The 13,921-nt window shown below is 58.6% G+C and carries 18 protein-coding genes; 5 read left to right on the forward strand and 13 right to left on the reverse strand.

The genetic code is table 11. The annotated features are described in order from the left end of the window. Window positions 1–66 precede the first annotated feature (66 nt). From ACFOGH_RS10980 to ACFOGH_RS11010, 7 genes are all read right to left on the reverse strand, one after another. A complete protein-coding gene (locus ACFOGH_RS10980) occupies window positions 67–570 on the reverse strand; it encodes a type III secretion system chaperone family protein (protein WP_380073113.1) in 504 nt (167 codons plus the stop codon). 403 nt (window positions 571–973) lie between these two features. Continuing rightward, the gene (locus ACFOGH_RS10985) at window positions 974–1,180 is read right to left on the reverse strand and encodes a hypothetical protein (protein WP_380073114.1); all 207 of its coding nucleotides are present in this window, start codon (window positions 1,178–1,180) and stop codon (window positions 974–976) included. A 13-nt stretch (window positions 1,181–1,193) separates the two neighbouring features. Beyond that, entirely contained in the window at window positions 1,194–1,844 is a 651-nt protein-coding gene (locus tag ACFOGH_RS10990; RefSeq protein ID WP_380073115.1) for a hypothetical protein, read from the reverse strand. A 447-nt stretch (window positions 1,845–2,291) separates the two neighbouring features. Further along, on the reverse strand, window positions 2,292–2,633 hold the full coding sequence (locus tag ACFOGH_RS10995; protein ID WP_380073116.1) for a hypothetical protein: 342 nt from the start codon (window positions 2,631–2,633) through the stop codon (window positions 2,292–2,294). A 394-nt stretch (window positions 2,634–3,027) separates the two neighbouring features. Continuing rightward, window positions 3,028–3,780 (reverse strand): molybdopterin-binding protein, encoded by a 753-nt coding sequence (locus ACFOGH_RS11000; protein WP_380073117.1) that lies wholly within the window; start codon window positions 3,778–3,780, stop codon window positions 3,028–3,030. Further along, window positions 3,780–4,631: a cytochrome b/b6 domain-containing protein gene (locus ACFOGH_RS11005; protein WP_380073118.1), complete on the reverse strand. Its 852-nt coding sequence runs from the start codon at window positions 4,629–4,631 to the stop codon at window positions 3,780–3,782. Before ACFOGH_RS11005 ends, ACFOGH_RS11000 begins: the two co-directional genes overlap by 1 nt. A 65-nt stretch (window positions 4,632–4,696) precedes the next feature. Next, window positions 4,697–5,044, reverse strand: a complete 348-nt coding sequence (locus ACFOGH_RS11010) for a hypothetical protein (protein WP_380073119.1) — start codon at window positions 5,042–5,044, stop codon at window positions 4,697–4,699. A gap of 305 nt (window positions 5,045–5,349) precedes the next feature. Here ACFOGH_RS11010 and ACFOGH_RS11015 point away from each other — a divergent pair, with 305 nt between their 5' ends. Next, window positions 5,350–5,940: a peroxiredoxin-like family protein gene (locus tag ACFOGH_RS11015; RefSeq protein ID WP_380073120.1), complete on the forward strand. Its 591-nt coding sequence runs from the start codon at window positions 5,350–5,352 to the stop codon at window positions 5,938–5,940. Here the strand turns inward: ACFOGH_RS11015 and ACFOGH_RS11020 are convergent. From ACFOGH_RS11020 to msrB, 4 genes are all read right to left on the reverse strand, one after another. Then, window positions 5,880–6,824, reverse strand: a complete 945-nt coding sequence (locus ACFOGH_RS11020; RefSeq protein WP_380073121.1) for a LysR family transcriptional regulator — start codon at window positions 6,822–6,824, stop codon at window positions 5,880–5,882. The two genes, ACFOGH_RS11015 and ACFOGH_RS11020, sit on opposite strands and share 61 nt — an antisense overlap. Before the next feature lie 122 nt (window positions 6,825–6,946). After that, window positions 6,947–7,675, reverse strand: a complete 729-nt coding sequence (msrA, locus tag ACFOGH_RS11025) for a peptide-methionine (S)-S-oxide reductase MsrA (RefSeq protein ID WP_380073122.1) — start codon at window positions 7,673–7,675, stop codon at window positions 6,947–6,949. 51 nt (window positions 7,676–7,726) lie between these two features. Beyond that, window positions 7,727–9,034, reverse strand: a complete 1,308-nt coding sequence (locus ACFOGH_RS11030; RefSeq protein WP_380073123.1) for a cytochrome c biogenesis protein DipZ — start codon at window positions 9,032–9,034, stop codon at window positions 7,727–7,729. Between the two features lie 30 nt (window positions 9,035–9,064). Further along, complete coding sequence (gene msrB, locus ACFOGH_RS11035) at window positions 9,065–9,550, reverse strand: peptide-methionine (R)-S-oxide reductase MsrB (RefSeq protein WP_380073124.1); 486 nt, start codon at window positions 9,548–9,550, stop codon at window positions 9,065–9,067. A gap of 265 nt (window positions 9,551–9,815) precedes the next feature. On the opposite strand from msrB, the gene ACFOGH_RS11040 reads away from it, so the two are divergent. Next, window positions 9,816–10,373 (forward strand): sigma-70 family RNA polymerase sigma factor, encoded by a 558-nt coding sequence (locus tag ACFOGH_RS11040; protein ID WP_380073125.1) that lies wholly within the window; start codon window positions 9,816–9,818, stop codon window positions 10,371–10,373. Next, a complete protein-coding gene (locus ACFOGH_RS11045; protein WP_380073126.1) occupies window positions 10,370–11,008 on the forward strand; it encodes an NrsF family protein in 639 nt (212 codons plus the stop codon). The genes ACFOGH_RS11040 and ACFOGH_RS11045 overlap by 4 nt, the downstream gene beginning before the upstream one ends. Here ACFOGH_RS11045 and ACFOGH_RS11050 read toward each other — a convergent pair. Then, window positions 10,971–11,636 (reverse strand): pyridoxamine 5'-phosphate oxidase family protein, encoded by a 666-nt coding sequence (locus tag ACFOGH_RS11050; RefSeq protein WP_380073127.1) that lies wholly within the window; start codon window positions 11,634–11,636, stop codon window positions 10,971–10,973. The two genes, ACFOGH_RS11045 and ACFOGH_RS11050, sit on opposite strands and share 38 nt — an antisense overlap. A 15-nt stretch (window positions 11,637–11,651) precedes the next feature. Between ACFOGH_RS11050 and ACFOGH_RS11055 the strand changes: the two genes are divergently transcribed. Continuing rightward, window positions 11,652–12,116 carry a nuclear transport factor 2 family protein gene (locus tag ACFOGH_RS11055; RefSeq protein WP_380073128.1) on the forward strand — a complete coding sequence of 155 codons (465 nt, stop codon included), beginning with the start codon at window positions 11,652–11,654 and terminating at the stop codon, window positions 12,114–12,116. Here the strand turns inward: ACFOGH_RS11055 and ACFOGH_RS11060 are convergent. Beyond that, the gene (locus ACFOGH_RS11060; RefSeq protein WP_380073129.1) at window positions 12,086–12,697 is read right to left on the reverse strand and encodes a carboxymuconolactone decarboxylase family protein; all 612 of its coding nucleotides are present in this window, start codon (window positions 12,695–12,697) and stop codon (window positions 12,086–12,088) included. The genes ACFOGH_RS11055 and ACFOGH_RS11060 overlap by 31 nt on opposite strands. 165 nt (window positions 12,698–12,862) lie before the next feature. Between ACFOGH_RS11060 and ACFOGH_RS11065 the strand changes: the two genes are divergently transcribed. Further along, window positions 12,863–13,729 carry a LysR substrate-binding domain-containing protein gene (locus ACFOGH_RS11065; protein WP_380073996.1) on the forward strand — a complete coding sequence of 289 codons (867 nt, stop codon included), beginning with the start codon at window positions 12,863–12,865 and terminating at the stop codon, window positions 13,727–13,729. The last annotated feature ends 192 nt before the right edge of the window (window positions 13,730–13,921 follow it).

Genomic DNA, 13,921 nt, shown 5'->3' on the forward strand with positions numbered 1-13,921 from the left:
TCAAAAATCACGCCGGGGCGTGATTAAGGACGGATGGCGATGGAAATCAGTGGCAGGTTGCAGGCTTCAGGCGCGGCCATACGCTTCGGCAATCGCGACTTTCATCGCCTCAGCCGGAGATTTGTCGGCCCAAGACACCAGTTGGAACGCCGGGTAAAACCGCTCCGAGGCAGTGATCGCGCCGGAAATCAGCCGGTCAATCTGCTCGGCCGCGACCATCTGGCCGCCGGCAAGGCAAAGCCCATAGCGGAACACCATCAGCTTCTGCTCGCCCCAATAGGTAAACGCCCCGGTCCAGACCATATCGTTACAGCGGTTCAACACATCATAAAGCGCCGCGATCTTGTCGTTTGGCGGCTCCATCTCAAATGTGCAGATCAGTCGCAGCGTTTCGTCCTGCGCCGACCACGCGAGGGTCAGCGCATAGGTCCGCCACTGCCCTTCCACCGCCATGGCGATCTGGTCATCTGTGACACGATCAAATTCCCAATCATGATGCGCCGCAAGGTTTTCCACGATGTCGATCGGATGAAGATCGTCACTGAGCAGATAATCTTCAGAATATGACATAGCGCGCCCCACAATAAAGGCCCAGAAGCATTACCAGCCACCAACTGCATGGTGAACCGCAATTTACAGCGCAGGGCTGACAGACCTTTACTAGATGTTGATCTCAGGGGGGAAGCCTGTAAAGCGATTTCTGCCGAAATCTTCTGTGGACAGATTGTGTGTGTGTGGCGTGACAGCAAAAGCTGCAGAGTTTGACAGCAGAGTCTGCAGCAACACGATTTTCAATACTGTTGGTGATCAGAAGTCAAAACCCCGCCAATCAACACGAAGCGCGAGTCAGCGCGCTGGCGCGGCGGCCAGTCAAAATACCGCTAACCTAGCAGGGCGAGAGCGACCTCAAAGGTTCCCGAAATTCTGATTTTTATTGATCGAAGACGTGTGAGCAGAGAGCACTGTTCTCAAATTAGAGGCCAAACAGACGCAGGAAACCATTCGAACCTGCAATCGTCAGCTTGCTTAGTTCCTCGGCTGCTTGCTCCGCGGTTAGTTCTCCCCGCGAATGCATCAATGAAATCTTCTCAGCTGCGACGCGCAGACGCTCAAGACGCTCTGCATCGGACAAACTATGAAATCGGCGAGCTGTTTCGTGGTCTGAAACTCGTGCAAACATGGTTCCCTCCTTTTTAAAGCAACGCCTGAATGTGGGTGATAATCGGCTGGGAGTTAACGACTATAGTCGTAGCACGGTTCCCAAAGAATGAATACGGGGTACTCGCATCGATGGATAAAAAACCAATAATTTTCTCTTCCCCACCGCGATCGCCTCGAAGCGGGAAAATCAAGAATGATCGATATGTCACCGCCGACTGCGTGGGGCTCTTCTTGGCCTTGGTTCCAAACCCCTTAAGGTCGTGAACCACACGGGGTTCAGAACCCGCTTGGCATGCGCGATGGGCCAAAAGATCGGTAGCATCGAATGATCGGTTCTGAGGGCGCTCGTTGCCGGGGTTACGAAATCTCAATCGCATCGTATTCCTGCTGCTCCCCTCATAGGTTGCCAACGACACGGATATCTCACCCTTCTGTCGACACGTCACTTCCCTCGCCAGAACCTCAAGCAAGCCTAGTGCCGCAACAATCGCAGCTTGTTTTTCAGCGGTTTTCCCACCCATTACAGTTCTAGAAGAAAGAATGTCACCGATCCGTATCATGGCATCAATGGTCGTCGGATTAGGTCCACGCTTCTTGCCCTTAGATCTCTGCCCAAAGTAAGAAACAGCCGAATGTGAAAAGAAAAGCCCTGCGGCTAACACACCGGCCTTAACCGCGGACATAGAACTCCCGGAAGCGTAAGCGATGGCCGGCCCAGAACTCGCTAGAGCTGTCCGGCTGGTCCAATGTACTCCTGACCATGCACTCCATCCTGAAAGATTGTTGTGACGGTATGCCCTAACTGATCGCGCGAGCCGCGTGGGAAGATTCGCTCTATCATCTAGCCATCCCTTGACTCGGGACTCGAAATCTAAATCGGGCAACTTCACACCTATTTCTTCAGCAATGGAGGATCTGTTACAGGGTTGTCATTTATGAGGGAAGGCCTTTTGGGGTATGATCGCACCACACGGGGGCCGCTTTCACACCACCAGCTTCGACTTCCACGCGCGCTGCAGTCGCGTGGGTCAATTTGTTACCAGCCGCCCCGGTTCAGTCCACACAAGCTTGTTTTCAACGGGGCATTTAAACCCCGTTTAAAGGGTGCTTTCACACCATCAAATCAGCCTTCAGCATGCGCCATGCGCGCGCCGCAGCCAGTGGCACCACCCCATTACCGGCTGCAGCGGATCGGTCCAACCAGGTGGCCACCCCATCATCCAGTCGCTGAAGGCAGGGTTGCAACTGAGGTGCCCTTCCGAGTGCTTTTCCCCATTCAGCAAAATCACCCGGCATCGGTGGCAAGAGAGCGGGCGCTGCGGTGTCCAGCCCGTCGCCTTCAGCAGCTCCCACATCAGGGTCCAAGCCCCGGCCGCGTTCTTCAGACCAATCTGGCTGCCGGTCTGGTTCTGGTCCGTCTTGAACTGCAGACCCCGCTCCGGGCTCAGCACGATGCAGGCGCGGTTGCCCACACCGAGCGGAGGTCGTTAAGCTCGTAGGTGAGTGGGCGCGTTACGGCATCCCTCTCCACCGCGTCGGCATGTTTGCCCCGGCCCTGCATATTGTGATGGATGGCAATCAGACTGCCGATGCCCGGAGTGAAGCCTTGCACATCGGTGGTGAAGTTCACGAGGCGGCGGCGTGATATGCCCTTTGCGCAGAAACTGCGCACGCGCCGTGGCGCAAAAGAGTTCCATCTTTACTGGCCGCGACGGTGTGCACCCCCCCAGCGCCGGTGTCGTCCGGCGCGGTGCTCTATTTGGCCTTGTGGAAATAGGCGATCTTCAACGCGTCTGCTGTCTGCTCTGAGGCCAACAGATTGCCAATGGTCGTTCGTAAGACCCGTGGGCTTTCGCACTCCGATGCCTAGATACCCGCGTACCAATCATAGCCGATTTGATCTTCCCAAAACCCGCCTTTACCCAGACCAACCCCGGCCAGGGTAGCGGTGGCTTCGATGCGCATGATGTACTTGGCTTGCTTATAGCCTAACTGCCGTTCAACCCGCAGGCGCAGTGGCGCGCCGTGGCCGACACTTAGCGGCGTGTCATTCATCGTGTGGGCAAGGATGGTCTGGGGATGGAAAGCATCCACCAAATCAATGCTTTCGTAGTAGGCGTTGCCACTGAAATCATCAGCGCAGTGCAGCACCAGATACCGCGCGGTGGGCAAGAGTGAAACTTGCGACAACAACGCGCTGAGCGGCACGCCTGTCCATTTGCCAATCGCGCTCCAACCCTCAACGCAATCGTGGCGAGTGATCTGGGTGCGGGCTGGCATGGTTTTCAGCGTGGCCAGCGAAAAGGCCTTCGGAGTTGCGACAAGGCCGTCGACTTGCAACTGCCAGTTGGCGAAATTGGTTTCGATATGGCGCTGATACTCGGCAGAGGCAGGCATAGTATTGCCGTTCGTGCGGAAATCGGGGGAGAGATCGGCCTCGGTAAACTCTGGAGCCAAGGCGTTTCGCCCGATCAGGCGATGGGTTTGATACGCCAGTTTCTCGCCGCTGCCCAAGATCAGGTCGCGGAATGTTGGGCTGACCACAAGGCCGGCGGTGGTGCCGATAATCGTGGAAAAGCCAAGGCCAGTCAAAAAAGATCTGCGGGTCAGAAGCGGCATCAGACTTTCTCCTTCGGCAGACGGTAGCGACCGGTGATCATCGAGCGCACTTCGTTGAGGGGACCCGCAAGCACGACCATGGCGAGGTGGATCACGATAAAGCCAACAAGGCCGAAGGCGAAAATGAAGTGCAGGGACCGCGCCGATTGACGGCCGCCAAACAGATCAAGCAACCATGGCATCGCGGCATTCAGGCCAGGCGACATGGTAAAGCCAGTCAGGATCATGCCGGGGATCAGCGCGATCAGCACCGAAAGATATGCAAACTTCTGCAAGACGTTGTAGCGCAGGGCGGCAACCCCGGTTGGGAATTGCAATTTGGCGTGGTGTTTGATGTCAGCCCAAATATGCGAGGGGCGGACTTCGTCTGAGGTGGGCAGCAAGTCGCGTTGCAGATGGCGGTTGGCCAAGCTGCGGATCAGATAGGCGGCAAGGCCGACGGCAAAAACCCAGGCAAAAGTCAGATGCCAGCGACGTGCCAATGCGAGATTATAAGTCTGCGGCAGCGTCGCCCATGATGGGAAAGCCCGGTTACGGACTTGGCCACCGCTGTCAGCCCAGCGGCCCAAGACTCCGGTCGTGTCGACAGTAAGGTTGCCAACACGAACAAAGCCGGTGTTGGCTTGCGTGGCTCCGATCTGCAACCAGGCGTAATCGGGGTTGGCACCATAGGCGCCCCAGTAAAGCCTTGGATGCGCGTTGAAGATCATAAGGCCGCTCATCAGCATGATCACAAAAGTCACAACATTCGTCCAATGCCAAAGCCGCGTGGACAGACGATGTCGGTCCACAAGGTCGCCACCTTTCGGCGTAGAGGGGGGCGCCATGGTCACTGGGTCGGTGATGTGCATTTTGCTATCCTGATCGGGTCAGAGGGTAGTTCGGGCACCGCTATACCCGCGGTGCCCAAGCCAGATCACATCTTGGGGTGCATCGCATCCATCAGCATCATGTCAGGATGCTCTTTGCAGGTTTCGACCACAGCAGCCATTTCATCTTCGGGGCTTTTCGCCATGGCGTCACCAGACGCCATCGCATCGCCCGAAGCCATTGCGTCACCGGATGCCATTGCATCGCCAGAGGCCATCGCGTCACCGGACGCCATAGCGTCGCCAGCCATTTTGGCTTCGTTCATGGCGGCCATCATGCCCGCAGAGTCCATGGCCGAGAAGGCGCTGCAGGCCATGTCTTTGGCCATCGAGTCGGCAAAAGCCGGGGCAGTCATGGCGGTCGACATCGCGAGGATGATCAGAAAACGGTTCATGGCAATTCTCCATTTGGGCGCAGGTCATGCAGCGATTGACGTTTGACCTGACGGGTTAGAACCGATCCACAGCGGGACCGATTAGGTTGAAGGTGCCCCAAGCCACCCAAAATAGAAAATGCCACCTACCTATGCTTTCAATACTCGAAAGCTATCACCCGGGCGCTATCATGCTTTACGCGTATGAAACCCATGCGAGCGGCCCTCTTTATGCGGCGCGAAAATTGCACAATGATGGCTGCATGAAAAACCCACCTCCCCTTGCGCCGCGTCTTGCCGCTTGTCGCGCCCTTCCGGGCAGCTGGATGGCAAGCTATGATGCGCTGATCGCACGGCTGCGCAGTTCGGAAGCGATGGCCAATGCACCGCAGGTTGGCGCACTTGCGCCGGATTTTGCCTTGCCGGATGCCATGGGGCGTTTGCGCAGGTTGCAAGACCTGTTGGCCGATGGTCCGGCGGTTCTGAGCTTTAATCGCGGAAGTTGGTGCCCGTTTTGCGCGGAAGAAATTGGGGCTTGGGCTGAAAACCGCGACGCGTTGCGCGCGGCAGGTGGGCGGTTGATCATTGTGACACCCGAAACCGGCGGGCGGTTGGCAGGTTTGGCGCAGATTGCAGGCGAAGACGCCGTGGTGCTGTGTGATCCCGATCTGGGCGTGGCATTGCGCTATGGTCTGGCGTTTCCGGTAGGCCCGTTGGTGTTGCAGCAGTTTCGCGAAGATGGGTTTGATTTGGCCGAGGCCTATGGAACCTCAAACGGTTTGCTGCCGGCACCTGCCACATTCCTGCTGGACCCATCGCGGCAGGTACATTTTTCCTTTGTCGATCCCGATTTTCATCACAGGGCTGAACCCGCTGCCGTGCTTTGTGCGCTTTCCAGTTTGATCAGGCCCACCTGACCGGCAGGGTCTGTGCCAACGGGCTGCCAGTCGCGCGCGCGGGCCGCACGCAGAAAGGCTTCGGCGGCATAGCCCCGACGTCGACCCGCAACGGCTCCCAGTACGACTTTCTGGTAAAGTTCGCAGTCTGACAGGCTCACCACGCGCAGGCCGGGCGCGGCAAGCCCCGCGGGCACGATCACATGACCAAGACCGAGGGCTGCCAGGCGCAGCGCCTGACTGCGGCTTTCGACCTTGTGACGAAAGGTCGGCGTAGATCCCATCGCGCATGCAGCGTTACGCCAGATCGCCGTTCCGGCATCTCCGCAATCGATCCATGGCTCTGCCGCGACCTCGGCCATTGCAATTGGCTGGCCATTGCCGCCGCGGTGGTGGGCCGCGACTGCTACGGCATAGCGCTGCTGGAAAAGCGGCCATGTCTCAAGCCGGTCGGGCGCTTGTTCCGGCATCGCGATGATCACCAGATCAATTCCGCCCTTTAGTGCAGCATCCAGCACCTGTGCCGAGGTTCCGCCGCGCACATCGAGCGTCAGCGCTGGCAAGGTGGTGGCCAAATTGGCCAGAATGTCATCCATCACCGGAAGATGCAGACCATCGGCGACCCCGATCACCAGCGGTGTCACCTCGGCTTTACCGATGCTGTTGGCCAAAAGGGTCGCAGCCTCGGCCGCCTCGTAAGTTTGTTCCAGATGCGGCAGCACCATGCGGCCCAGTTCTGTCAGATGCGTCAGCGCACGTTCGCGGTTGAACAAAATGCCGCCAAACTCGTCCTCAAGCTTCTGGATCGCACGGGTCAGCGAGGGCTGGGTCACATTGCACTGATCCGCCGCACGGGTGAAGTTCAGCGTCCGCGTCACGGCCAGAAAGTATTTGATCTGGTGCATTTCCATGGGCGTTACGGGCTACCTGATTGGATGAATGGGCATTGTTTTTGTTGTGTCGCTCGCGGCATCCTTAGATCTGACGCCGCGAGCATACATGCTTTGTGGACCGAAAGCGCAAATTCTCAGTTCATCAGCAGAACTGGTTTGGCGCGATAACTTTGCGGGAACAGCGATTTCAGATCGGCAACCTTGGGCAGGTCGTTGATGACGATGTAGAAATAAGTTGGATTCAGTGTCAGAAAATCCTGATGGTAGTCTTCAGCCTTATAGAACTTTGCTTGGGGCTCGATCTTGGTCACGATAGCGGCGCCAAACACTTTCGCCGCATCGAGGTCGGCAATGTAGGCCTTGGCGATCTTGGCCTGTGCGGTATTGGTCGGAAAGATCGCCGTGCGATACTGCGTGCCGTGATCCGGGCCTTGGTAGTTCAAAGTGGTGGGATCAGCGACGACCGAGAAGAAAATCTGCAACAAATGGCCATAGGTCACTTTCGACGGATCGTAGACGACCTTCACCGCTTCGGCATGGCCAGTGGTGCCAGTTGTGACCACATCGTAACTGGGGTTTGCTGTATCGCCGCCTGTGTAACCCGAGGTGGCGCTGATGACCCCGTCGACATGCTGAAACACTCCCTGCACGCCCCAAAAGCAGCCGCCTGCGAAAATTGCGGTTTGCGTGCCTGCTGTTGCAGCCTCGTCAATGCTGGGGGCCGGGATAGCGACACCCTCACCGGCAAAGCTGACGCTAACAGGCAGCATCGCCGTGCCTGTCAGCAGAGCCATAAGCGCAATGATGGCGCGCCGCGGTGGGTGATTGGTGGAACTGTGGCGTTGGGTCAGGGATTTGCGCATGGCGTTTCCTTTCGGTGAGTGTTTGGAAATGAGAGACGAAGCCGGCAGCGCTTAGGGCGCGGCTGCATCACGTTCGGCAAGCAGTTGCCGGATCACTTGTTCAGACTGATCGTATTTACCTTCGCCGAAATGGTGGAAGCGGACTTGGCCATTGGCGTCGATGAAGTATTGCGCGGGCCAGTAGCGGTTGTTGAACTGGCGCCAGATGGTGAAATCATTGTCGAGTGCGACCGGAAAAGTAACGCCCAGATCCTTTACTGCGGCTTTGACATTGTCGCGGTCTTTCTCGTAGGCGAATTCAGGTGAATGCACGCCGATCACGACAAAGCCCTGATCCGCATATTTCTCAGCCCAGGCTTTGACATAGGGCAGCGTATGCAGGCAGTTGATGCAGCCGAAGGTCCAGAAATTGACCAGCACAACTTTGTCCTTCAGATCGCGCATCTGCAGCGGTTCCGAGTTTAACCATTGCACCGCACCCTTCAGGTCTGGTTGGGTCGGTTCGACCGGCAGAGTAAGTCTGACGCGTTCAGCCTTGATCTGGGTGACAATGGCGGGCTGCAATGCGGGGATGGCCGAGGCAGGCGCGTTTTGCAGCATCTCGCCCTGCATTGCTGGTTCGGATTGTGGCGCGGTCATGCTGTCAAGCAACCGCTGCTCTAGGATCGCCGTGCTGGCGTAAGACGCTTTCGCCAGAATGCGGGTATCGACACCAAGCCCTATCGCGGCCGTCGCAATAATGACCGCAACGCCAAACCCACGACGCAGCCAGTTTCCAGCGTGCAGCGAGCGTTTCATCGCCTGAAACACCCGCCCGCCGACCAGCAAGGCTAAGGCAAGCGACGTGGCTGCGCCTAGGGCATAGGCCAACAGCAACAGACTTGTGGTCAGGTTGGCCCCATTGATTGCGGCCCCTGTCAGGATCAACCCAAGCAGCGGTCCGGCACAGGGCGCCCACAACAATCCTGTGGCGACGCCTAGGAGCAGGGATGGCGCGACGACTGACCCACCGCCGCGGCGCGTGCGATCTGCCGTTTCCGACAACCGCGCGCCGAGCGCCACGACGGGTCGTGATAGCTTTTCGGCGAGCGAAGGAAGCAACAGCGCCACACCAAATCCTGCCATCACGACCAAGGCTATGTTGCGGCCATATTGATTTGCAGCCACGGCCCATTCACCGCCGACCGCTGCAAGCGAGGCAACGGCGGCGAAGGTGGCAGCCATGCCCACCAGCATTGGCAAGGTGCTCTTGACAAAGGGATGCCCTGCCCGCGCAAACACGAACGGCAGCATCGGCAGGATGCAGGGGCTCGCGATCGTCAGCATTCCACCAATAAACGCCAGTACAAACAACAGCATGATTTGATCCTTCGCTGAATGGGGGATAAGTCAGGCGGCGTGGAAGGTCATCGCGACACCGTCCATGCAATAGCGTAGGCCGGTCGGTTGCGGGCCGTCGTTAAAGACATGGCCCAGATGGCCGCCACAGCGGCTGCAATGCACGGCAGTGCGAACCTCGGACAGGGTGGTGTCGGTTGTGGTGCCGACTGCGCCCTTCAGCGGCTGCCAGAAGCTTGGCCAGCCGGTGCCGCTGTCGAATTTCGTCTCAGACGAATACAGCGGCAGATCGCAGCCTGCGCAGGCAAAAATGCCTTTGCGGTGCTCGTTCAACAAAGGGCTGCTGAAGGCGCGTTCGGTGCCCTGCTGGCGCAGCACCTGATACTGCGCAGGCGTCAGCATTGCCCGCCATTCGGCATCGGTGTGGCTGACGGCCAAGCTTTCGCCCGCCAAGGCGAAACTGCGGCTGAGCCCCACTCCAAATGCAGCAGTGCCCAAAACAAGGCTCGTCAGAACGGAACGACGCGATGGTTGCATGGTCAGTCTCCTCGAATGTCAGGCCGATGCACCACAGGGTGCGCGTGCCGGGGTATGGTTCCGCATGGAGAGGCGCGGGTTCTATTTCCGCGCCTGCCGATTGCGGGATCAGTCAGTTGCTTTCGGATGGTCCATTCGCCGAAAATCTGGCGCTGTTACGCGGCTCACGCTTTGGTGTTCAAAGATTTCGCGGCGATGGCGTAATGCAGAATAATCGCCTATCGCTTGTAACAATCCGCCTGCGCCGCCCGAAAGGACTGAAGGAATGCAGCTGACCGAAGATCCTTTGGCCACGTTGCTGAAGGCGGCAAATGCTGACGACAAGCAGGCCTACGCCCGGTTTCTGCACGCCGTTACACCGATTGTCCGGGGAATTGTGCGCGCACGCGGCCGCAATCTTCCCCCCGATCAACACGAGGATATTGTGCAGGACGTTTTGCTTGGCATCCATCTGAAGCGGCACACATGGGACGAAGCACACCCCCTGCGGCCATGGCTTTATGCGATCACCCGCTACAAGATCATCGACGCATACCGCAAACGCGGCGTAGCGATGCATCTGCCCATTGAAGATTATAGCGACGTCGTGCCCGCAGAGATGCAGACCGATGCGCTGGGCGCGCGCGATGACCGGGCAGAGGTTGATCGTCTGTTGGGCCAGTTAGAGCCGCGCGCCGCAGAAGTGGTGCGAGCCGTCGTGCTGCGGGAAGAACCACAGGCTGAAGTTAGCGCTCGATTGCAGATAAGCGCTGCCAATCTGCGCGTTACTTTGCACCGCGCGATGAAGCGGATGGCTGCACTTGGCCGCAAGGACCAATCATGATGCGCACCGACGATTTGATCGCCCGTTTGGCGGGTGAAGCTGCATCCCAGCCCTTTAGCCGTGGGCTGCTTGGCGCGATGATGGCTGTGTCGATCATTGTGCCCATTGCTGCGTTCTTGTCGGTACTAGGCACGCGGCCCGGATTGCTGCAAGCCTGGTCGAATCCGGTTGTGCCATTCAAGACGCTACTGCCATTGATCACTTGCGCCTTGTCGATGACGCTTGTGTTGCGGCTGACTAGGCCGGAAGCTCGGGCGGGGGTTGTTGTTTGGGCCTACGCCCTGCCCTTGGTTTCGGCAGTTGTCCTGTGGGGCGGGGCTTTTGCCATGCGCCCGCCCCCTGCCCGCTTTGCCGAAGTTGGGGTGTTTTCGCTGGCCGAGTGTCTGGGCTCTATCCTGGTTTTGGCTATTGTTCCGGTGGCCGCGATGCTGCGCATGGCGCGGCGCGGGGCGACCACCTCGCCCGCGTTAACCGCTGCACTGATCGGGCTGACCGCGGCGACTGGTGTGACCACCGGGTATTCTCTGTTCTGCACCCGCGACAACCCGCTGTTCTTCGTAACCTGGTATGGCGTTGCGATTGTGATTGTCACTGCAGTTAGCGCGCTGGTGGGACGTCGTCTGCTACATTGGTAGGTGGCTCTTGCTGCGCACGAAGGGTCGCAAGCTCGGCTTCCAGCGCCAGAATTTTTGCGTCTCGGGCGGCAAGAACTTCTGCGACATCAGATGCTTCGAAACGCTGCGGAATGTGTTGAGGGCAATTCACATCCCATGCCGCGACCTTGAACAAGATCACCTGTTCTGGGCGCGCTTTGTAGCCTTCAGGCATCAAGGCGGCGACCAAATCGGCGTCGCCCTCTACCACTTGTGCGGTTCCCCAGATCTTGATGCGGCGGCGCTGCGCATAGTCGATCAGAAACAATTGCGCTTTGGGATTTTCGGACAAATTGCCCATTGTGATGTATTGCCGATTGCCGGTGAAATCCACAAAGGCCAACGTCTGAGCGTCAAGCACCCGCAGAAATCCAGCCGGGCCACCGCGGTGCTGGATGTAGGGCTGACCGTCGGCACTGGCAGTGGCCAGAAACAAGCTTGTCTGTGCTGAGATAAAATCGAGCAGCGCTTCCGTGATTTCATGCTCCCACGCACCTGCATCTTCCTGCTGCGCATAAGCCCTGCGCGAGCCTTTGCGGGTTTCCCTGTCGCCAAGGCACTTGTTGCCTGATCCACTCTTCTGCGCCGCCCAATTCCGAGCGGCGCACACACCCGGAGAATGCCGATGTCACGCCCACCCCTGCCACCGTTTACCTTGGAAACCGCCGCGCAAAAGGCCCGCATGGCCGAAGATGCATGGAACTCGCGCGACCCGGCCCGCGTCGCTTTGGCCTATACCGAGGACAGCCGCTGGCGCAATCGCGCTCAATTCCTCACAGGGCGCAGCGAGATCGTGGCATTCCTTACCCGCAAGTGGGAACGCGAGTTAGACTACCGCCTGATCAAAGAGGTCTGGGGCACCTTGGGCAACCGGGTTGCGGTGCGGTTCGCCTATGAATGGCGCGACATGACGGGCGCGTGGTTTCGCGGCTACGGAAACGAAAACTGGCAGTTCGACGCCGACGGGCTGATGCAACAGCGTCACGCCAGCATCAATGATCTGGCAATCGCCGAAACTGAGAGAAAATTTCATTGGCCGTTGGGGCGCAGGCCCGACGATCACCCCGGCCTTAGTGACCTTGGACTATGAAGGGATAGCAGATGATTTGCTCCAGCGACGTGGCGTTCTCTCCCGCAGTTAAGGTCGCACAAATCAATCACGGTCTGCGCGACCTCGTTGATATAGTTCGTCCAGGTGTTCAGCGCGATATGCAGCACTATCTCAACCACTTGGCCGTCATCATAGCCCGCCATCTTCACCGCGCGCAGGTCCTCGTCGCTGACATGGCCGCGCGCCTTGGTCACAAGGGCTGCAAACCGCACGGCAGCATCGGCCTTGGGATCGTTGGAATGGCCTCTCCGGTTGGCAAGGATTTCGGCTTCGTCCAGCTTGGCAAGGTTCTTGCCAAGATAGCTGTGCGCCGACAGGCAGTAATTGCATCCGTTGATCTCGGCCACGGCAAGGGCGATGCGTTCGCGGGTGGCGGCGGGCAGACTGCCCTTGCCCAAAGCGCCCGACAGGCCAAGGTAGCCTTCAAGCGCAGCCGGACTGTTGGCAACGGTGCGGAACAGGTTTGGCACAACGCCAAGCTGCTTTTTCACGGCGTCCAGCAAAGGCTGCGCGGCCAGCGGGGCGTCGGTGATGGTGGCGGGGGTGGCGATACGGGTCATTATGGTCTCCTCGGTTGATCGAGCCGATATGGCCCGCTGCAAGGGAACTACGCCCTTTCAATATCGGGGAATATTCGGCATATTCGGCGAATATATTTCCATTTATCGGAAGGATGTGCCGTGGATCGGCTGGACGCGATGCAGGTGCTGACGCAGGTGGTCTAGCTGGGCAATCTTTCGGCGGCGGGGCGCAAATTGGGCGTGCCGCTGACCACGATAAGCCGCAAGATATCCGACCTGGAAAACCATCTTGGTGCGCGGCTCCTGCAACGCTCGAACCGTAGCGTGACGCTGACCGAAGCCGGGCAATCCTATGTTGTTGCCTGCCAACGTATCCTGCGCGATGTGGCCGAGGCCGAGCTTGCTGCCGCTGGCCAGTTCACATCAGCGCGCGGCGAGCTGACGCTGACTGCCCCTGTGGTATTTGGCCGATTGCACGTGCTGCCCGTTGTGACAGCATTTCTGCAAACCTACCCAGAGATCGACATCAAGCTGACGCTGGCAGACCGATTGCTGCATCTACAGGATGATCACGTTGATGTTGCCATCCGGATCGGGACATTGCCAGACAGCCGTTTGCGTGCCATCCGGCTGGGCGAGGTGCAGCGCTTGGTTTGCGCCAGCCCGGCCTATCTGGCCACAAATGCCGCGCTTGTCGCCCCCGACGATCTGTCACAGCACCGCTGTATCAGCTTTAGCGGGCTGGGCCAGCCCGACCGATGGGCGTTTCAAATCCATGGCATTGAAAAATCTGTGCAGGTCCAATCGCGCTTGTCGGTCAACACAGCCGAGGCAGCCATTGATGCCGCTGTTGCAGGTCTGGGGCTGACGCAAGTGCTCTCCTATCAGATCGCCGCTCCACGCAATGCAGGGCAGTTGCATACCGTCTTGGACACGCACGCTCCGCCCGCCATCCCCGTCAGCATGGTCTATGACGCGCAAGGCGCTTTACCCTTGAAGTTGCGCGCCTTTCTTGATTTTGGCGCACCGCGGATCAGAGAAAGCTTGCGGAGCAGGCGATGGGAAGCATGAACAACGGACGGCGCGATAGCGCTCAATGGCTATCCAACAGATGCTGCCACCATTGCAGTTTCGCGCCGTGAACTTCGCAGCGGCTCGCAGGGCTTGAACACCCGACGGGGTGCAGCCACACGCAGCACGATTTTGCCACGGTGCTAACTTCGCGCGCACGACTTGATCTTGCACGGTTTGCCATATCTGTGG

Origin of the sequence: Cypionkella sinensis (assembly GCF_042646385.1) — a bacterium.
In the GTDB taxonomy this organism is placed as follows: Bacteria; Pseudomonadota; Alphaproteobacteria; order Rhodobacterales; family Rhodobacteraceae; genus Cypionkella; species Cypionkella sinensis.